The sequence below is a fragment of the Marinobacter caseinilyticus genome (genome assembly GCF_011074955.1).
Taxonomy (GTDB): domain Bacteria; phylum Pseudomonadota; class Gammaproteobacteria; order Pseudomonadales; family Oleiphilaceae; genus Marinobacter; species Marinobacter caseinilyticus.
The window spans coordinates 73134-91794 of the sequence record NZ_WUQJ01000020.1; the positions used below are offsets into that span (position 1 = coordinate 73134).

Annotated in this window: 17 protein-coding genes; 7 read left to right on the plus strand and 10 right to left on the minus strand. The window is 56.5% G+C overall.

What is annotated here, in order from left to right; all coding sequences use genetic code 11:
• Positions 1-29: 29 nt before the first annotated feature.
• Positions 30-602 carry a glutathione S-transferase family protein gene (locus GRX64_RS09705; RefSeq protein WP_166266631.1) on the minus strand — a complete coding sequence of 191 codons (573 nt, stop codon included), beginning with the start codon at positions 600-602 and terminating at the stop codon, positions 30-32.
• 77 nt (positions 603-679) lie between these two features.
• On the minus strand, positions 680-1792 hold the full coding sequence (ald, locus tag GRX64_RS09710) for an alanine dehydrogenase (protein WP_166266633.1): 1113 nt from the start codon (positions 1790-1792) through the stop codon (positions 680-682).
• A 175-nt stretch (positions 1793-1967) separates the two neighbouring features.
• On the opposite strand from ald, the gene GRX64_RS09715 reads away from it, so the two are divergent.
• The gene (locus tag GRX64_RS09715) at positions 1968-2771 is read left to right on the plus strand and encodes a dienelactone hydrolase family protein (protein ID WP_166266635.1); all 804 of its coding nucleotides are present in this window, start codon (positions 1968-1970) and stop codon (positions 2769-2771) included.
• A gap of 63 nt (positions 2772-2834) precedes the next feature.
• On the opposite strand, the gene GRX64_RS09720 is transcribed toward GRX64_RS09715, so the two are convergent.
• From GRX64_RS09720 to cysZ, 6 genes are all read right to left on the minus strand, one after another.
• Complete coding sequence (locus tag GRX64_RS09720; protein ID WP_166266637.1) at positions 2835-3743, minus strand: bile acid:sodium symporter family protein; 909 nt, start codon at positions 3741-3743, stop codon at positions 2835-2837.
• 246 nt (positions 3744-3989) lie between these two features.
• Entirely contained in the window at positions 3990-4196 is a 207-nt protein-coding gene (locus tag GRX64_RS09725) for a cold-shock protein (RefSeq protein WP_152205488.1), read from the minus strand.
• A gap of 250 nt (positions 4197-4446) precedes the next feature.
• A complete protein-coding gene (gene crcB, locus GRX64_RS09730; RefSeq protein WP_166266639.1) occupies positions 4447-4827 on the minus strand; it encodes a fluoride efflux transporter CrcB in 381 nt (126 codons plus the stop codon).
• A gap of 131 nt (positions 4828-4958) precedes the next feature.
• Positions 4959-7406 (minus strand): acyl-CoA dehydrogenase, encoded by a 2448-nt coding sequence (locus GRX64_RS09735; RefSeq protein WP_207308777.1) that lies wholly within the window; start codon positions 7404-7406, stop codon positions 4959-4961.
• A gap of 114 nt (positions 7407-7520) precedes the next feature.
• Complete coding sequence (gene rapA, locus GRX64_RS09740; protein WP_166266643.1) at positions 7521-10394, minus strand: RNA polymerase-associated protein RapA; 2874 nt, start codon at positions 10392-10394, stop codon at positions 7521-7523.
• Positions 10395-10419: 25 nt separating this feature from the next.
• The gene (gene cysZ / locus GRX64_RS09745; protein WP_166266645.1) at positions 10420-11175 is read right to left on the minus strand and encodes a sulfate transporter CysZ; all 756 of its coding nucleotides are present in this window, start codon (positions 11173-11175) and stop codon (positions 10420-10422) included.
• Between the two features lie 59 nt (positions 11176-11234).
• On the opposite strand from cysZ, the gene GRX64_RS09750 reads away from it, so the two are divergent.
• Entirely contained in the window at positions 11235-11660 is a 426-nt protein-coding gene (locus GRX64_RS09750) for a VanZ family protein (protein ID WP_235937608.1), read from the plus strand.
• 451 nt (positions 11661-12111) lie between these two features.
• Here GRX64_RS09750 and GRX64_RS09755 read toward each other — a convergent pair whose 3' ends face one another.
• Positions 12112-12768 (minus strand): class I SAM-dependent methyltransferase, encoded by a 657-nt coding sequence (locus GRX64_RS09755; protein ID WP_166266647.1) that lies wholly within the window; start codon positions 12766-12768, stop codon positions 12112-12114.
• Between the two features lie 139 nt (positions 12769-12907).
• Here GRX64_RS09755 and mnmH point away from each other — a divergent pair, with 139 nt between their 5' ends.
• From mnmH to GRX64_RS09780, 5 genes are all read left to right on the plus strand, one after another.
• The gene (mnmH, locus tag GRX64_RS09760; protein WP_166266649.1) at positions 12908-14005 is read left to right on the plus strand and encodes a tRNA 2-selenouridine(34) synthase MnmH; all 1098 of its coding nucleotides are present in this window, start codon (positions 12908-12910) and stop codon (positions 14003-14005) included.
• A gap of 184 nt (positions 14006-14189) precedes the next feature.
• Positions 14190-15023 (plus strand): mechanosensitive ion channel family protein, encoded by an 834-nt coding sequence (locus GRX64_RS09765; protein ID WP_166266650.1) that lies wholly within the window; start codon positions 14190-14192, stop codon positions 15021-15023.
• 305 nt (positions 15024-15328) lie between these two features.
• Complete coding sequence (locus tag GRX64_RS09770) at positions 15329-15895, plus strand: aminoacyl-tRNA deacylase (RefSeq protein ID WP_166266651.1); 567 nt, start codon at positions 15329-15331, stop codon at positions 15893-15895.
• Between the two features lie 65 nt (positions 15896-15960).
• A complete protein-coding gene (locus GRX64_RS09775; RefSeq protein ID WP_166266652.1) occupies positions 15961-17271 on the plus strand; it encodes an FAD-dependent monooxygenase in 1311 nt (436 codons plus the stop codon).
• Positions 17272-17333: 62 nt separating this feature from the next.
• On the plus strand, positions 17334-17699 hold the full coding sequence (locus GRX64_RS09780; protein ID WP_166266653.1) for a histidine triad nucleotide-binding protein: 366 nt from the start codon (positions 17334-17336) through the stop codon (positions 17697-17699).
• On the opposite strand, the gene GRX64_RS09785 is transcribed toward GRX64_RS09780, so the two are convergent.
• On the minus strand, positions 17700-18533 hold the full coding sequence (locus GRX64_RS09785) for a DUF2059 domain-containing protein (RefSeq protein WP_235937609.1): 834 nt from the start codon (positions 18531-18533) through the stop codon (positions 17700-17702). It abuts the gene before it with no gap.
• Between the last annotated feature and the right edge of the window lie 128 nt (positions 18534-18661).

An 18661-nucleotide genomic window follows, 5' to 3' on the forward strand; every position in this document is an offset into this window, starting at 1 on the left:
GCACCAAAGTGAATCACTCGCCTGCGTGATCAGGCGTTGCGTGGATCGGTCTCGGGCACCATAACTTCGTTCTGGTGCTGATCGCGAAATGACAGCAAACTCTCAACGCCGTCGAAATTCACCAGAGACCGGAAATCGAGCCAGTCAACCATGCAGTACAGGCAGATGGCGGGATAGTCCCAAACGGAAAATTCGCCCGCATCAACCATCGCCGACAAGGTTCGCATGGCGGTCATGATGCGTTCCCGCTGCAGGTTATAGAACATCGCATCCTGTTCGATATCCAAACCGGACCGCTTCGACAGTAGCAGCGTCACGCACGAGTCATTGGCCGCATCCACCAGCGTAAGCTGATTCTCCTGATCCCAGGTGAGGGCCTTGAGTCCCCGTTTGGCGCTCAGGTAACGGGCGATCATCCGGGAATCGTAAAGCGCCTGCGGCCCATCTTCCAGCATGGGTATCTTGAGCGCGGGATTTTTGCGCCGGAGTTCGTCGCGCCCTTCTCCGTAGATATCCAGATTGACAAATTCATAAGGCTCGGCGCCCAACAGCAGGCGAATTCGCCGCACATACGGCGACGTGGTGGAACCAATCAGTTTCATGGGATCTCCTTGTAAGAATGTTTGCATCAATCAAAATGGCAGTGTATCCCGCGGCAGCGCCAAAGCGGTGCCCCAGGTTATAACACCGATGCCGGGTCGGAATAGGTGTAGCCAAGGGTGTCCGCCACTTCGCGATAGGTCACTTTTCCGGCGCACACATTGAGACCATTCATCAGGTGCCTGTCATCCAGTAGCGCCTGCTTTGCCCCTTTATTGGCCAGGCTGACGATAAACGGCAGAGTGACATTGTTCAGAGCCAACGTCGATGTTCGTGCAACCGCCCCCGGCATGTTGGCAACGCAGTAGTGAATCACGCCTTCTTCCACATAGGTTGGATCGGCGTGGGTAGTGGCACGGGAGGTCTCAATACACCCCCCCTGATCAATCGCCACGTCGACGATCACGCTGCCTTCCGACATTTGCTTGAGCATGGCCCGGGTAACCAGCTTCGGAGCCGATGCGCCCGGAATGAGTACCCCGCCAATCACCAGGTCGGACTGAACGACCGACTGCTCAACCGAGTCATTGGTGGAAAACAGGGTAATGATGCGATTGCCGTACAGTCTATCCAACGTCCGCAACACATCCATGCTGCGGTCAATGACGGTGACATCGGCGCCGAGACCCACGGCCATGGCCAGCGCATTCTGACCAACCACACCGCCGCCGATCACCGTCACCTTGCCTGGACTGACGCCCGGCACGCCACCCAACAACACCCCGCGGCCACCCATGGACTTTTCCAGACAATGGGCGCCAGCCTGCACCGACATGCGCCCTGCCACTTCCGACATCGGGGCCAGCAAAGGTAACCTGCCATGCCGGTCGGTCACGGTTTCATAGGCAATACAAATGGCGCCCGACTTCACCAGATCGTCGGTCTGTGCCGGATCCGGCGCCAGGTGCAAATAGGTAAACAATGTGTGCTGGGAAGTCAGTCGCGCCCGTTCCTCCGGCTGCGGCTCTTTCACCTTGACGATCAGATCGGAATCGCGAAACACCGAATCGGCATGGTCGGCGATAGCCGCGCCGGCATTCCGATAATCCTCATCACTGAACCCGATCGCCGCACCCGCCTGGGTCTCAACCAGCAGGCTGTGGCCGTGGCCGCAGAGCTCTCTCACCGACGCCGGTGTCATACCGACCCGATATTCATGGTTCTTGATTTCCTTGGGTACACCGATGCGCATGGCTCTTCCTTAGTTGAATGGGCCTGTACAGAGTGTAGACAATCCATGGCGCCAAAACCGGTTACCATGAGACTATCGTCTGGCATTTGAATGAAGAGCGATGCGGTGCTTATTCAGGGACGAACTCGTCACGCTGCCGTGATGGTGACTCAACCGACGCAATAAGGAATTTGATATGACCACAACACAGACTCACGCATCCATCTCAGCCCTGCTGTTAACCGCCTTCATGAATCCGGCTATGGCAGACCTGAAATCTGAAACCATCGAATACACCGTCAATGGTGATGCCTTTACCGGCTATCTGGTCTACGACGATGACCTTGAAGGCAGGCGCCCGGGCGTATTGGTGGTGCATGAATGGTGGGGACAAAATGACTTTGCCCGTCAGCAGGCCGAACGACTGGCAGCCGAAGGCTACACCGCGTTTGCATTGGACATGTACGGCACCGGTAAACTGGCCAGTCATCCGGATGACGCCAAGAAGTTCATGCAGGCCGCCACGGCGGACAAACAGGTCATGGCGGCCCGGTTCCGCACTGCCATGACACTGCTGCAAGACCACGACACAGTGGATCAAAATCACATTGCCGCTCAGGGCTACTGTTTTGGGGGCGCCGTGGTGTTGAACATGGCACGACTGGGGCTGGACCTTGATGGCGTGGTCAGTTTCCATGGTTCCCTGGGCAGCGACATAATCGCCGACCCTGGCGCGATTTCGGCTCGCGTTCTGGCCTATACCGGGGGCGCTGATCCCTTTGTTCCTGTCGATCAGGTAACCGGTTTTGTGAGTGAAATGGTTACCGCCAGAGCCGATCTGACATTGGTCAGTTTCCCTGGCGTCAAACACGCATTCACGGTGCCCAATGCGACCGCCACCGGAGCGAAATTCGGCCTCCCCCTGGCTTATGATAAAGATGCAGCCGAGCGCTCCTGGCAGGACACAATGGCCTTTTACCGGACCATCTTCGAGCAGTGAAACCGCGGCGGTGATGGCGCAACCGGGGCCGGGATCAGGCTTTCCCCGTCTCAGGTTGTGGTGCTAGTTTTCCTGCTGAGCAAGCGCCGAGTCGGACTGAGCCACCCCCCGATGACCCAGCGCATACACCAGAATACCGGCCGTGATAAACATTACGCCGGTGTATATGGCGGGGGCCAACGACATCGCGTAGTTGTTCAGCATCCCTAAAGCCAGCACCATGGCCAAGCCGCTGTTTTGCAAGCCGACCTCTAGCGTAATGGAAATGCTTTGCGGCCGGTTCAGGGCAAACAACCGAGCGCTGTAGTAGCCAATCAGCATCGTGCTCATGTTCAGAAACAAGGCCACCGGGCCGGCGCTGATGACCGAATCGACAAACGTGTCCCGCTGCTGGTAAACCAGAAATGCAATCAGCAGCGCCAGGAATATCACTGCGAAGTACTTCACCCGGTGCTCCACTGCCGTCGCCAATCCGGGCTTGAACCGGCGAATCACCATGCCAATGGTGATTGGCACCACCGTCAACACCACCAAACTCGCCATGGTTTTTGCCACCGGCAGTGTAATGCGCTCGGACTCGCCCAGGAAATAAACCAGTGAGCCATTGATAATAAAAGGAATGGTGAACACTGTGACCACACTGGCAACCGCTGTCAAAGTCACCGACAGTGCAACATCACCCCGCCCGATATGGGCGTAAAGATTGGAAGTGGTGCCGCCGGGGCACACCGCCAGCAACATCACCCCCACTGCGAGCTCAGGACTGAGCGGCATCACGTTCGCCAATCCGAATCCAATCAGCGGCAGCAATAACAATTGGCAGGTGAGGCCAATCGCGACCGCCTTGGGGTAGGACACGACGCGTCGAAAATCATCCGGAACCAGCGATAGCCCCATACCCAGCATGATCAGAAACAACGAGATCGGAACAATTTGAACGTTAACGAGCTGGACCAGCTGTTCTGGACTCATTAGCCCTCCTTGTGCCAAGACACCACCCTTGGCGATGCTATCCCGGTCATTATTATCAGGTGGTGATCCAATGTGCTCAGTGTCTGGCGGCGAATGATCCCAGACTGCGGCCTCAAGTCTAACCTGTGGGCACCCATGCGGGAAATTCATTTCATTGATGGCAAGGCATAAACATCATGCATGAGTTTTTCTATAGGCAATAAAAAAGGCAGCCGCAGGCTGCCTTTTTTCGAAGCTGTCTGTTATTTACAGAGCAACTACGTTCTCCGCCTGAGGACCTTTCTGGCCCTGAGTCACGGTGAACTCGACCTGCTGGCCTTCAGCCAGGGTCTTAAATCCTGAACCGGTGATGGCGCTGTAGTGAACGAAAACGTCCGGGCCAGACTCACGGGTGATAAAACCAAAGCCTTTTGCTTCGTTGAAGAACTTAACAGTACCGGTAGTAGTAGACATACTTAAACTTCCTGAAATCAATAATTTTTTCTGCCAACTCCCATCGTGGGTGGCTGGCGTTTGCGGAAAAACAGAACTCTGCGTAATCAAAAACAGGACGATGAACTACTCACTACTGCGGTATACGTCTTATTCATGAATTGCTGTGCCAATCTTTCCTTCCATTTGAACTTTACACTTTGTAAAAAAGAAATCAACCCTATTTTTCCGGTTGTAAGTGAAGATACTAAGACAACCCAAAGGGCTGAATTTAGCTCTTCAGCGCGGTGTAACTGAGCACCCCCAAAGCGGTCATAAGAATCGAACCGACGACGTGCAGCAGGATGCCTGCCAGCGCCATCAACCACTTCCCTTCCTGCATGGCCGAAAACATCTCCAGCGAAAACGTCGAAAATGTGGTTAGAGCTCCGCACAGCCCCGTAATGGCAAACAACCGCCACTCCGGGGACAACGACGATCCGTGCAGAAAAAAACCAATCAGTAGACCGATCAGGCCACCCCCAACCAGGTTGGCCACCAGGGTTCCGAACGGTACGACGTGGTAACTGCTATTCAACCAAAGCCCTAAGGCCCAGCGTATGTTGGCGCCAATCACTGCACCCGCACTGACCGCGAATATCGACAACCACATCAGACATTCTCCAAAAAAAAAAAAGCCCGCCAACATCATCGGTGTCAGCGGGCTTTTATTCGTTCTTATTAATGCCTTGAGCTACCGTCCGCTTCCGAGATTAACGGACACGCGCACGGCGCTCAAGCAACTTAGGCGGCGTTGTGATTAATCACCGACTCCTTTTTATGGGCAAAGGCATCAAATTCGAAATCATCCACTGTCAGCATTTCCAGTACACGGGCTTCGTATTCAGCCATGAATTTGGCGTCTTCCTTGCTGAAGACGCCAGCCTCCAGCGCCGCCTCAAACCGCTGTTCCGGATGCAATGCTTCCATCGGCAGTTCGCCCTTGGCGTACGCCTTGGTGGCCTTGCGGTACAGTACTTCCGCCTTGTCATAGTCTTTCAGCAGATCGTTGTACTCGGCCACCGGGTTGGTATCCGCGCCCTCGACATGAGTGCTCCAGATGGCTTGGGTCAACCGGCTACGCACCGGCGTATCGGTCGAGATTGCGGTTGCCAGCGCCCGGGTCGTATCGTCGTGAGGCTTGTCCCAACGCCGGCCGAGCGGCATGATGATTGCGCGCAATGCCCAGGCAACCGGACGGTTAGGCAGGTTTTGGAAGAATTCATCCAACGCCTCTTCGGTACGGTGCAACAGCAGCCCGAGGCTGTATTGCATCAGCTCACGCTCACCGTCAACTGGCTGCGCTTCGTGCCAGTTCTTCAGCACCATGGACGCCAGATACAGGTTGGACAGCACATCGCCCAGACGCGCCGAAATGAGCTCCCGCATTTTGAGCTCGGACCCGAGCGTGGTCATCGCCGCATCGGCGCACAAGCCAAACGCCGCACTGAAACGGGCCACCCCCTGAGCGTAACGACCGGATGCGCTGTCAAATGGGACCTGGGCTTTACCAACCCCCAGCGCCTGAGTAAAGGCCCGGGCTGCATTTCCGAAAATCAGACCGGCATGACCAAAGAATGCATCGTCGAATGCATCGATATCGTCATTGTCCTTGGCAGCCAGTTCTTTCAGCACGTAGGGGTGGCACCGAATGGCGCCCTGGCCAAAGATCATCAGGCTGCGGGTCATGATATTGGCACCCTCAACGGTAATGGAGACAGCCGCACCGCTGTATCCAATACCCAGATAATTTCGGGGCCCCAGTGTGACCGTTTTACCACCATGAACGTCCATCGCATCGGTCAGAATGTTGCGCTGCATTTCAGTCAGGTGGTATTTAAGAATTGCCGACGGTACCGAGGGCTTCTCGCCGCGGTCCACCATATTGGCGGTTTGATTGACCGCAGCCTGAGCGATATAACTCTGGGATGCGATGCGAGCCAGCGGCTCCTGCACACCTTCCATGTCCGCAACCGGGGTGTTGAACTGGCGCCGGATCCGGGTGAAACCGCCGGCGGTTCCAACCGCATAGGCGGAGGCACCGGCAGCGCCTGACGGCAAGGTAATGCAGCGGCCAACGGAGAGGCATTCCACCAGCATGCGCCAGCCTTCACCTGCCATGGCCTCACCGCCAATCAGGTAGTCCAGCGGGATAAACACATCCTTACCCTTGATTGGACCGTTCAGGAACGGACTGCCAATGGGGCAATGACGACGGCCAATCTCCATGCCTTTGGTGTCACGGGGAATCAGCGCGCAGGTAATGCCGCGATCCTTCTTGTCGCTGAGCAGTCCGTCAGGGTCAAACATGCGAAAAGCCAGGCCCACCACCGTCGCAATGGGCGCCAGTGTAATCCAGCGCTTGTCAAAATTGAGCTTGAGGCCAATGACTTCTTTGCCCTTGAATTTGCCTTTGCACACGATGCCGGTGTCCGGCAACGATGTTGCGTCCGACCCCGCACGGGGGCCGGTTAAACCGAAACACGGGATCTCGCGCCCGTCCGCCAGTCGCGGTAAGTAATGCTTCTTCTGCTCGTCGGTACCGTATTTAAGCAGCAGTTCGCCGGGGCCCAGTGAGTTGGGCACACCAACGGAAACCATCAATGTTTCATTGCATGCCAGGCGCTGCAGCACCGCCGACTGGGCTTTGGCGGAAAACTCCAGGCCACCGTATTCCTTGGGAATGATCATGCCAAAGAACTTTTCTTTTTTCAGAAAGCTCCAAAGCTCCGGAGGCAGATCCGCGCGCTCAACCCCGACGTCCCAGGCATTGCACATGGACGCTGCTTTAACACATTGGTTATCAACAAATGCCTGCTCCTCTTCCGTCAGGCCGGTATTGCGATTGATCAGCAGGTTGTGCCAATCGGGCTTGCCGGTGAACAGTTCACCATCCCAGCCGACGGTGCCGGCATCCAGCGCCACTTTTTCAGTCTCGGACACTTTGGGCGCGACCTGTTTGAACATTGCGAAAATTCGCGGGGTCAGCCAACTTTTACGGAACCCGGGCAGCCCGCAAACCGCTGTCACGGCCGCGCCGACAAATAACACAAATGCCAGCCAGCCGGATGCAAAGATCAATGAAGCAAGGCCTATACCCGCCATCACACCAATTGCCGTATTGGCTCCGGACTCGCGGCGCATCACTACTAACAGGGCGGCGACCGCAACCAAGAACAGAATGAATGTCATCATAGGTACTCTCTTTCATCCGTGTTAAGAAACTTCAGGCATTAACGCCTGACTCAAGACTACGACTAAAGTACATTAATGGATGTCAGCCTGCCAATCAGCCGGCCAGCCCTGTCAGGCGGTCACGATCACCCGGATACCTTCCAGCGCCATGGTTGATCGCTCAATGGCCACTTCAATGGCGGCGAGCTGGTCCTCAAAAAAAGCTATTTCTTGCTCTCGTATCGCCGGATTGGTCTTGCGCAACGACGTCAAGCGCCGAATCTCTGGCTGCAACATGTCGCGCAAGCGCTCCTGAGCGGCCGCCCGCAAAGGTTCAAGGTGGGTCGCGGCAATGGCCTCAGCGTGATCCACCATGGTTTCAACCTCAGCTCGAACGCGCGGCACGATCGCCTGCGCAGTGCGGCGACGGATATTGGAACATAAGTCGTTCAGCCGATCGTGGGGCAATGTCTCAGAAAGATTACGGCCATTCACATCCACTAGAAGACGAAGCGGTGACAGCGGCAGGTAACGTCCCAGCTGCAGTGATTCCGGCGCTGGACAATGCACCGTATACAAGGCTTCCAGCATAAGCGTGCCCGGCGGCAACCCCTTGACCGACAGGCTCGCCAGCGCCGCTTTGCCTAAATCGGAGCTGATCACCGACTCCATGACGCCGGTTACCATTGGATGCTCCCAGCTCAGGAAGCTCATGTCCTCGCGTTCCAGAGCCTGCTGGCGAGTCCAGGTCACGGTCACGCCGTCGTCCGGTAGCTCCGGAAAGTGGCCGGTTAGCATGTGATCACTGGGCGTGAGAATGTCCGCATTGTCCGAGTGATGGTCCACATCAACGCCAAAAATATCAAACGCCTCCAGCATGTAATCCTTGACCTGGGCTGACGTCTCTTCCGCTTCAATCCGTTCAATCAGGGCGTCCGCCTGATCGCGACGGCAGGAATTCAACTCAATCAGGGCATCGCGGCCATTTTGGAGCAGCTCCCGGAGTCGTTTAGCCTCTTGCGCCGTGGTTGCCACCAATGCATCCAGTTCGTCAACATCGCCATTCAACACCGCGTGCCAGCGGTCCAACACCGTTTCGCGAACAGCCACACCGACCGAGTTACTCACTGTAAAGGCACTCAGGCCCTGATCGTACCAGCGGAACTGTCTGGCCTGCGCCGTGCCCTCAAGGTAGGGCACATGAATGTCGATGGTGTCAGACTGGCCAATCCGGTCCAAACGCCCGATGCGCTGTTCCAGCAAATCCGGGTTGGCGGGCAAATCGAATAGAATCAGGTGGTGAGCAAACTGAAAATTACGCCCCTCACTGCCTATTTCCGAGCAGATGAGCGCCTGGGCGCCCTGCCCGTTTTCCGCAAAATACGCCGCGGCGCGATCACGCTCAACCAAACTCAAGTGCTCGTGGAATGCCGCGCTGCGTATGCCGGCCCGCAGTTGCAAATGTTCCTCCAGCGCCATAGCGGTTTCCGCATGGGCACAAATGACCACCACTTTTTCAGGCCGCAGTGCGACCAATGTCTTTTCCAGCCAGGTGACCCTTGGGTCCTGTGCCAGCCAGTCTTTTTCCGCCACCGTTTGTTCCGGCGTCAGGCCGGGCAAGCCATCACACTGTTCCGGCTGCGAATAGAGGTCGGGGCAGGCCAATGGCGCTGGATTCAGGCGGCGCTCAGGAAAGCCCTGAATGGCTGCCCGGGTGTTGCGGAACAACACTCGGCCAGTGCCATGGCGATCAAGCAACGCACCCACAACCGCCTTGACCGGGTCGGCCTCTGCCAGCAAGTGCTCAAGCTCATCGCCCAGCCAGTCTTTTAGGACCGCATGCTGAGCCTCCTTGAGCACGCCATCGGTCTCCAACAGCTGCCGAACCACCTGGTTGATCCGCTCATAGTCGGCTTCCTGGCGAATGAACGCGTCTAAATCGTGGAAACGTGCCGGGTCGAGCAATCGGAGCCGGGCAAAATGGCTGGCCACGCCCACTTGTTCGGGCGTGGCGGTCAGCAGTAAGAGACCCTGGGTTTCACGGGCAAGCGCTTCGACCGTGGCATATTCGGGGCTGGCCGCCTCCGGGCTCCAGGCCAGATGATGGGCTTCATCGACCACCATCAGGTCCCATCCCGCCGCTCGGGCATCGTCCTGTGCCGTCGGATGGCGGGTCAGAAAATCGAGGCTGCACAGCACCAGCTGTTCATCCTCGAACGGGTTGGTCGATGCCGCCAGCGCCTCACTTTCCTCGTCTTGGCCGTCGTCCATCACACCGTCCAGATCGGACATGACCTCGTAGCGCGAATCATCGATGATTGAAAACCGTAGATTGAAGCGGCGCAACATCTCGACCAGCCATTGATGCACCAACGAATCTGGCACCACAATCAAGACCCGGCGAGCCCGCTCTGTGTGCAGCTGATAGTGCAGAATCAGCCCGGCCTCAATGGTTTTTCCAAGGCCCACTTCATCCGCCAACAGAACCCTGGGCGCAAACCGCCGGGCCACTTCATGGGCGATGTAGAGCTGGTGAGGCAAATGCTGGGTTCGCGCGCCGACCAAACCTTGCACGGGCGAGGCACGGAGCCGGTCCTGGTGTTGCATGGTCGCCATTCTCAGGCGGAACGCGCCACTGCGATCAAATTGCCCGGCAAACAGGCGTTGGTGGGGTTCACTGAAATGCACAAAACTGCTCAGCCGAACCTCCGAAATCACCCGCAGCTCGGGACCACCATCGTCGCAGCGGTACATATAAACGCCGGCCACTTCTTCCGTCGCCCTGACAATAAGGCGCTCGCCATCAAAGGTTTCGATACTCTCACCGGGCTGGTAGCGCACGCGCGACAACGGAGCGTTGTCGATTGCGTAAGTTCGCTCTTCGTCCGCGGCCGGGAATCCCAGAGTGACCCGCCGCCCGGAAACGTCCGTCACAATGCCCAAACCAAGGCCGGTATCGCTGTGACTGACCCAGCGCTGACCAATACCAAAATCCGTGATGTCCAAAAAACCTCCAGACCCGTGTAAAAGTTTACTTGCTCTCGACGGGCAAGCCCGTCTCACGCACCCAGTACGCCGTTGCGCCACAAACCGCAGCAGGCACGACAAACAGGTTCAGAACCGGCACCATGGCAGCCAGCGCCACCGGCAGACCAAATCCCAACGCTGATAACCGTGTATCACTCAAGGTGCGCTTCAGACTGGGAAAGCTCACCCGGTGATTATCCGCTGGATAGTCCACGTACTGCAGCGCCATCATCCAGGCATTGAAGGCCAGCCACAGCAGCGCCGCCGCCAGGTTAACGACCGGAATCAACCCAAGAATAAACAGGCCCAGAGCACGGGGCAGGTAATAGAGGATTTTTTGCACCTCTCGCCACAATGCCCTCGGAATATCACGGATGATCTGGTCCCAGCTGCCGTCAGTACTGACCTCTTGGCCAGTCAGGTGTTTCTCCGTCAGTTCAGACAGATAACCGTAGAAGGGCGAACCAATCAGATTGGCCAGAATGACAAAGCCATAGGCCAGCATCAGTAATATCACGAGCCCGTAAAGAACCCAGAACAGCCAGTCGAGACTTTGCAGCCACGCCCAATCCGGTAACATATCCATAGCGTAGGCAATCATGCTGCTGAAAAATTCAGCCAGCAGATAAAACAAAAGACCGAAAAGCAGAATATTGAGCGCCAGGGGGATCACCACGAACAGGCGCAGGCCGGGCTGCCTGATCAGGCGAAAACCTTCGCCAAGGTAACCCAAGCCGCTGAAAAAACTACCCTTTACCATGGTGCTCTGACCTCCGCGTTGCAGTTGATTGATGGCAATGACGGGGCGCAGAGCATACCATGTTGCAACGTCCACAGCAGCCGGAACACCGCATTATGGCATTGAAAACCCGGATGATCAGTTTGTTAGCTTACCAACCGCTATGGCGCACCGGCCTTGTGTTGTCGGTCATTGCCATCCTGTTCCTGGCAACCACCAATGAAAGCCTCCCACTGCCTTCATCCCCCAACGACAAAATCAATCACTTCATCGCGTTTCTGGAACTCGCCATACTGACCCAACTGGGCTGGCCAACAGTAAAACCGCTCACGACCATAGTCGCCCTGCTCGCGTTCGGTTTGGCCGTTGAGGGGATCCAGGCGCCGCTGCCGTATCGTGAGTTTTCGCTTTTGGATGTGGTCGCAGATGGTGTCGGCATCATAGCGGGGCTGTTGGTTTGGCATGGCTTACTTAAATCTTATGTTTCAGCCTACTCACCAAACTGACGAGTTTAACCATTGTGCGTGTGCGACATTTCTTACATTCAAGTGAGCGCTCGCTGCAATCAAGTGTACGCGGCTTGAGACTAACGCCCGGCGAAAAAATCAACTCATTGTATTTAAAGCATAAAAAACTAGCACGCTTCAACAAGCAACTTTCGCCCTACCATTACTGGCGCCCGATTGTTCGGAATAGGTTGATATAGTGAATGTGTCAGGGATGACAGGGAAAAGGACGAAGCATCGGACGTGTCCTCACAGGAAGTGAGGGGAAGCAGGGACTGTAAGGACGCAACGCTTAAGGGAAAACTAATTGGATCGCCGGCTCGGATGCCGGTGCCACGGAGCTGGCCTCAGGATAAGAAAGCGACACGGCAGTCGCAACATGCGCAAGGATGCGTCGACCTGTTCCGACAAAAGGGCAACACATGTTGTCCTTTTTTTTGCCCCCGAAAACTCAGCCTCGCCGGGCCCGATAGATCCTCACCGTATTAAACTCTTCAAATTCCTGCAAATCCGGCCAGGTCCGACCGTCAACGGTGGCTTGCAACTGATATCGATCGTCCGCCAGATCCTTGATGCGAGAATCGGCCAGCAGGACATCCGGAGCGGCGCCACAAAAGTGCTGGAGAAAATCCCGGTTGTCGCGATCGTAAAGCACATCGGCGGCCGTCACGACGTCAACATCCCCCAGGCGGAGAAACCAATCGCTGCTCACTGTGACCTCAACCTGGTTCAAGGACGCATTGGCTGCGATGGCGAGCCGAGCGTTCTCATCAATGTCACAGCCAACGACTTCACAAGCCCCTGCGATGGCCGCCGCCACCGCAACAACACCGGAACCTGAGCCAAAATCAATCACACGCTTTCCGGCCACCGTCGCCGGATTTTGCAGTATGTAAGCCGCCAGCGCCTGCCCGCTGGCCCAGCAAAATGACCAATAAGCAGGCTCAGCCACCACCGCCTGAGCGGTGTCATGACTTAGCGGCCCCTGCAGACCCTCAGGATCAAACAAATACAGCAGTATTTCACGGCAACCGGAGGGCCGGGTCGCAACGACACGAGCACCGGGAAGTGTGCGCTGAAGTCGTTCATTTAAAACTCGGGCGTTCACAGCAGGCTGATCCCCAAATAACGAATGTACCGGCGGCGCAGTGTAACGCTCCGGACCCTGTCACCCCACCATCATCGGGCAAAAAACAGACAACTCAGGTATACTTCTGCCTCATTTTAAGAGCTACCGAGTGTCCACCATGATGTCCAGACCCGACACTGACGACTACCTGTCGCTGTTCCTGAACAATAGGCCATTAATGGATGTCCGGGCCCCCGTAGAGTTTCAAAAAGGCAGCTTCCCAAACGCCACCAACGCACCGTTGATGAACGACGACGAACGCCACCGCGTGGGTATCTGCTATAAAGAGAAAGGACAGGACAAGGCCATTGAATTGGGGCATCAGCTGGTGTTTGGGGACATCAAAGCCGAGCGAATCGCTGCCTGGAAACGATTTACGATCCAGAACCCGGATGGTTATCTGTTCTGTTTTCGCGGCGGCCTTCGCTCACGCCTGACACAACAGTGGCTGCGCGAATCAGGCATTGACTACCCATTGGTCCAGGGCGGATACAAAGCACTCCGTCGTTTCTTGATTGACCAGCTTGAGGCGCTGACGGCGAGCCAACGCTTTGTGATTGTCAGCGGCCGCACCGGCACCGGCAAGACCCGACTCCTGTCGGACCTACCCCACCCCATCGACCTGGAAGGTATTGCCAACCATAGGGGCTCAAGCTTTGGCCGACAGGTGACGCCCCAGCCGAGCCAGATTGACTTTGAAAATCGCCTGGCGGTTGCCATGCTGAGGTCCCATCAGGGCGACCCCGGTGTCATCTATCTTGAAGACGAGAGCCGTCTGGTTGGCCGCTGCTGTCTGCCGGAGAGTCTCCGGCAGCGAATGTCTGAGGCCCCTCTCCTGGTGCTGGAACGTTCGCTTGAAGAACGTACCCAAATCATCAAGGAAGACTATGTCATCGACATGGCGACCGATTATAGGATGCGGGACGGCGCCGAGGCTGGCTGGGAAAATTTTTGCGATTACTTGCTCAGTGCGCTGGACCGGCTTCGAAAACGCCTGGGCGGTGATCGCCACAGTGCACTCAGGGCCACCATGGCATCCGCACTCGACCGCCAACACAGCGACGGAACCCTGGAAGGCCACGACCCGTGGATCCGTGCCTTGCTGCAAGACTATTATGATCCGATGTACGACTACCAACTGAGCCAAAAGCAAGGGCGCGTCGTAGCCAGAGGCAACGCAGATCAACTTATTCACTGGGCGCAGGCTCAACAATAAGACCACTTGCGGTTATTCTTTCAGCATTCTCGGTCGGAGTTGTCCCCATAGCGACATTTTCTGCTATAAGAATTGACGTCTTCAGCGGCGCCTCCGGACGACAGCGATAGACTGGAAACAATGTAGCCCCATGATATGGGTGTGAAGACGACAACAAGGCAATCAAGGCAAACAAGGAGTTCTTATGGAAAACCTCTTTAGTGGAGAAGGCCAGGCGGCCGAACTGTTGCAACAAGCCATGTCAATGGTGATGACATACGCCCCAAAGGTTCTACTGGCGCTGCTTACGCTGATCGTCGGCTTGTGGCTGATCAACCGTTTCATCAGCGTGCTGGACAAAAAATTAGGCGCTAAAGATCCGACGCTGAATAAATTCCTGTGCGGCCTGTTTGGCGCCATCTTGAAAGTGTTGCTGTTTATCTCCGTTGCCTCCATGGTCGGTATTGCAACGACGTCGTTTATCGCCATCATTGGTGCCGCCGGCCTGGCCATTGGCCTGGCCTTGCAAGGCAGCCTGGCAAACTTCGCAGGCGGGGTGCTGATCCTGATATTCAAACCGTTCAAGGTTGGCGACACCATAGAGGCTCAGGGCTACCTTGGCGCCGTGGCCGAGATCCAGATTCTTTACACCATTGTGAATACCTTTGATAACCGCCGCATCGTCATCCCCAATGGCAGCCTTTCCAATGCCACACTGGTCAATGTCAGCATTTACGACAAACGTCGTTGCGACATGACATTTGGCATCCACTACGACGATGACATCGACACCGCCAAAGCCATCTGCCAGCGCCTGATCGAAGAAGATGAGCGTTCAATGACCGATCCGGCGCCCAGGATTGCGGTTGGCAGCCTTGGTGACAACTCGGTCAACCTGATGGTTCGGGTCTGGGTTCCCACCGACGATTTATGGCCGTACTACTGGGACATGCAGGAAAAGGTCAAGAAAGCCTTCGACGCGGGCAATATTACCATCCCGTTCCCGCAGCGCGATGTTCACATGTACCAAGCCAAATAAGTGCCCTACCCGGTGGCCAGGCTGCGATCAACAGCCCGGCCACCGAGCCCTTTTGCCTTTCAAAACCCGTTCTACCTCGCCACCGGCTATCGAACGCCACGCCTCAACTTACGTCTGAATTTTCGCATTCTGAGTAACCTCGACTAAGCTGATAACAGTATCCAAAAGACCGGAGCCTGCTCGGTTTTCGAACCCCAAGCAGTAGCGGTTCCCAAGTCCCCGGGACCAGGGCTGAGAAGGCGAGGACGTGCCTTTGCGACCCGTCACGGGATACACGCTGTCATTGCTGGTAGGAGATCGTCACTATGCCGGTACAGCAGTTAAAAGAGTTCCTGGACAAGGCCGGCACGGAGTATGTCTGCTTGTCACACCCCCCTGCTTTTACGGCACAAGAACTGGCACGCCACGTGCAGATCGCCGGCGACCAAGTGATCAAAACCGTTATTATCGAGCTTGATGGCAAAATGGCCATGCTGGTGATGCCAGCGACCTGGCGGGTGCGCTGGGACCGGCTGACCAAGATACTCGATACTGATTTTGTTCAACTGGCCGATGAGCAGGAATTCAAAGACAGCTTTCCGGATTGCGAAGTGGGCGCTATGCCACCGTTTGGCAATCTGTTCGGGATGACGGTCTACTGCAGTGAAGCGCTGACCACACAACCGGACCTGGCGTTTTCAGCCGGCACCCATACCGAATCCGTTCACATGACTACCAAAGATTTCATGCAGCTCGTTCAACCCATGGTGATCAGTCAGGGTTTCACCAAGCCCGGTGCCCAGAAGCCCGCCTGGCTGATCAAGGGACGAGCCGCCCACAAACCAGACCTGGTGCAGTCTGATAGAGTGGGCTCTGAGCTGGCTCGCTTCTGAGCGTATAGGTCACTTGCCTGCAGGCATCCATCGCGTAAACTGGAAGCCTCAGCTAGGGAACCGATATGACAGAGCAGTTCGACATCGTGGTCGTTGGGGCCGGCATGGTAGGTGCCGCGCTTGCCACCGGCCTGGGCCAATCCGGTTTTTCCGTCGCCTTGGTGGATCGTGAGACCGCTCCGGTTTTTGATCCGATTCAAGATCCTGATATCCGTGTATCGGCCATCAGTGCTGGCAGTGAGCGATATTTGCGTCGACTCGGCGCCTGGGGCCACATTGACGGCATGCGGACCACGCCTTACACCCGCCTGGCGGTGTGGGATGACAGCATCAACCCGCTATCGTCGCTACTGCCACGGCGCCTGAACCGCACCACGTTCAGCGCGACCGAGCTCGGTGTCTCGCACCTCGGCCACATAGTCGAGAATCGAGTGACCCAAAAAGCCTTGTGGGACAGCGCGGCCAGCCAAGCCTCAGTATCGCTCATGCAAGACGATGCCGTCGCAAGCATCCAACAGGATTCCCGGCAGGCTGCCGTGACGCTGGCAAGTGGCCAGGTTTTGACTTGCCAACTCGTGGTGGGTGCCGATGGCGCCAATTCAGTGGTGCGGTCACTGGCTGGCATTGGTACCAGTCGTGACCAATATGGACAGCACGCTCTGGTTGCGTCCGTAAGGGTTGCCGGAGCGCCTGGGGACATCACATGGCAGGCCTTTCATCCCAGCGGCCCACGGGCTTTTTTACCCCTGCATGCCGCCAGTGGCGTGAAATCTCAAAGCGAAAGCTGGGCGTCTCTGGTCTGGTACGACGCCCCGGACGTCCTGGCTCGCCTCAAGACCCTGCCTGACCGGGATTTTCTGAGTGAAGTGCAAACCGCCTTTCCCGAGGAATTGCCCGCATTGACTCACGTCGCCGCTCGCGCCAGTTTCCCCATTGCCCGCCAACACGCCCATCATTACTCTCATAATCGCGTTGTGTTAGCCGGTGACGCCGCCCACACCATTAACCCTCTGGCTGGGCAGGGCGTGAACCTGGGCTTCCAGGACGCCGAATGTTTGCAATCGCTGCTGCACGAGGCCAAACGAGCGGGTGACGACCTCGCAACGGGGCGCTTGCTGGACCGGTACGAGCAACGACGACGCCCGGCCAATACCCGTATGATGCTGGCCATGGACGCCTTCTATTACCTGTTCAGTAACCGCATTCCGCCCGTTCACCTCATTCGCAACCTGGGGCTGGGGCTGGCACAAAGAGTACCCTTTGCAAGAAATCAGGTGGCCCGTTACGCAATGGGGCTTGATGATGGCTCATCGGGACCGCTGCAAGCATGGTTGAAGGCACTACCGAAACCGCCATTCATGACCAGACACCTTTGAACAAATGCCGCTGGCCAATGCAGGCCACGGCTTGATGCACGCACTTGGAAAGGACATCAAACATGTCGGAAACGTTGTTCAGTAAAATCATCAAACGGGAAATTCCCGCCGATATCGTCTACGAAGACGACCTCAGCCTGGCATTCAAGGACATTAACCCTCAAGCACCGGTTCACTTGCTGATCATTCCGAAGAAGGCGATCGCGACCATCAATGATCTGGAAGAAGGGGACCGGGAATTGGTCGGCCACCTGTTCCTGGTGGCCTCCAAACTGGCCCGGGAGATGGGCTTTGATGACGATGGCTATCGGGTGGTGATGAATTGCAACGAGCAGGCGGGTCAGACTGTATTCCACATCCACCTGCACCTGCTGGCCGGCAAACCGCTCGGTTGGCCGCCTTACACAGACCGGGCCAAGCAGGCCTGATCAGCCCTTGGGGCTGAACAAACGCATCAGGCCGGAACCAATGTTTTCGACCGGTCTGATGATTGCCTGCTGAACCGAGTTGGTCACCACTTCGTTGAAGCGATCACCTGCCGGCGTTTTCATAAACGCGATATAGTCTTTCAGTTGGTCGTCCGACAGACTTTGATAGGTGTGCAGATAAGCGGCGTACACCTGCTGCTCTACCATGCCGCGAATCATCGTACGCTGGCTCTCCACCTGATTTCGGATGCTGTCAAAATCGGCGTCACTGCCATTGAATGCGGCCATCGCCGTGCCAAAGGCCACCTGGACCGCGATGGCTGTGTCCACCGCACTCTCGGTGGCGCGCGAGGCACGGTCAAACTGGCTGAACAGCTTTTCCCGATCAGAGCCCCGATACTGTCGGATCAGTTCTGGGCCGCGACTCTCAATCTCACGCCAGGCGGCGGGTTTGGTGGCCGCGATTTCGAGGGCGGACACATTCTTTCCCAACGGCGTCAGGTACCAGTTTTTGACCGTGTTGAGCGCCGACTCCGACAATCCTGCATCAAGATCAGCAACGATTTGCCCCCGAATCTTGCGGCTGTTGAATGCCTGCCCCACCATCCCGGTGATAGCGCCTTTCAGCATTGGATCCATTTCACCGGACCGGCTCAGACCCTGGCTGATGCCCTCCGTTAGCATCGACGGGTACTGGTCAATGACTTCGCCCAGCGCCGAGCTTCGAACCACCGCTTCCGCCAATTCCGAGGCATGGGCCTGCCCGCTGCCGGCATACATCAAGGCCATGACAAATAGGCTGGTGGCAAATCGGTGACAACGACTGGCAATCATAAGCACTCTCTTGGTGGTGGTGTTTGACTGGCCCACTTATGACACGACGCCCAACAGAGAACAAGAGCCAAAACTTTACAAAAAAGACAGCTTCCAAAGTCTGCGCCCTGGACGGACAACCATGCGCA

Coding starts and splice junctions, on each gene's coding strand:
- GRX64_RS09765 (WP_166266650.1), top strand. CDS start 14,190: ATGGAAAACCTCTTTAGTGGAGAAGGCCAGGCGGCCGAACTGTTGCAA.
- GRX64_RS09720 (WP_166266637.1), bottom strand. CDS start 3,743: ATGAGTCCAGAACAGCTGGTCCAGCTCGTTAACGTTCAAATTGTTCCG.
- GRX64_RS09725 (WP_152205488.1), bottom strand. CDS start 4,196: ATGTCTACTACTACCGGTACTGTTAAGTTCTTCAACGAAGCAAAAGGC.
- GRX64_RS09735 (WP_207308777.1), bottom strand. CDS start 7,406: ATGACATTCATTCTGTTCTTGGTTGCGGTCGCCGCCCTGTTAGTAGTG.
- GRX64_RS09705 (WP_166266631.1), bottom strand. CDS start 602: ATGAAACTGATTGGTTCCACCACGTCGCCGTATGTGCGGCGAATTCGC.
- GRX64_RS09770 (WP_166266651.1), top strand. CDS start 15,329: ATGCCGGTACAGCAGTTAAAAGAGTTCCTGGACAAGGCCGGCACGGAG.
- mnmH (WP_166266649.1), top strand. CDS start 12,908: ATGATGTCCAGACCCGACACTGACGACTACCTGTCGCTGTTCCTGAAC.
- GRX64_RS09715 (WP_166266635.1), top strand. CDS start 1,968: ATGACCACAACACAGACTCACGCATCCATCTCAGCCCTGCTGTTAACC.
- ald (WP_166266633.1), bottom strand. CDS start 1,792: ATGCGCATCGGTGTACCCAAGGAAATCAAGAACCATGAATATCGGGTC.
- cysZ (WP_166266645.1), bottom strand. CDS start 11,175: ATGGTAAAGGGTAGTTTTTTCAGCGGCTTGGGTTACCTTGGCGAAGGT.
- GRX64_RS09785 (WP_235937609.1), bottom strand. CDS start 18,533: ATGATTGCCAGTCGTTGTCACCGATTTGCCACCAGCCTATTTGTCATG.
- GRX64_RS09750 (WP_235937608.1), top strand. CDS start 11,235: ATGTTGCAACGTCCACAGCAGCCGGAACACCGCATTATGGCATTGAAA.
- crcB (WP_166266639.1), bottom strand. CDS start 4,827: ATGTGGTTGTCGATATTCGCGGTCAGTGCGGGTGCAGTGATTGGCGCC.
- GRX64_RS09780 (WP_166266653.1), top strand. CDS start 17,334: ATGTCGGAAACGTTGTTCAGTAAAATCATCAAACGGGAAATTCCCGCC.
- GRX64_RS09775 (WP_166266652.1), top strand. CDS start 15,961: ATGACAGAGCAGTTCGACATCGTGGTCGTTGGGGCCGGCATGGTAGGT.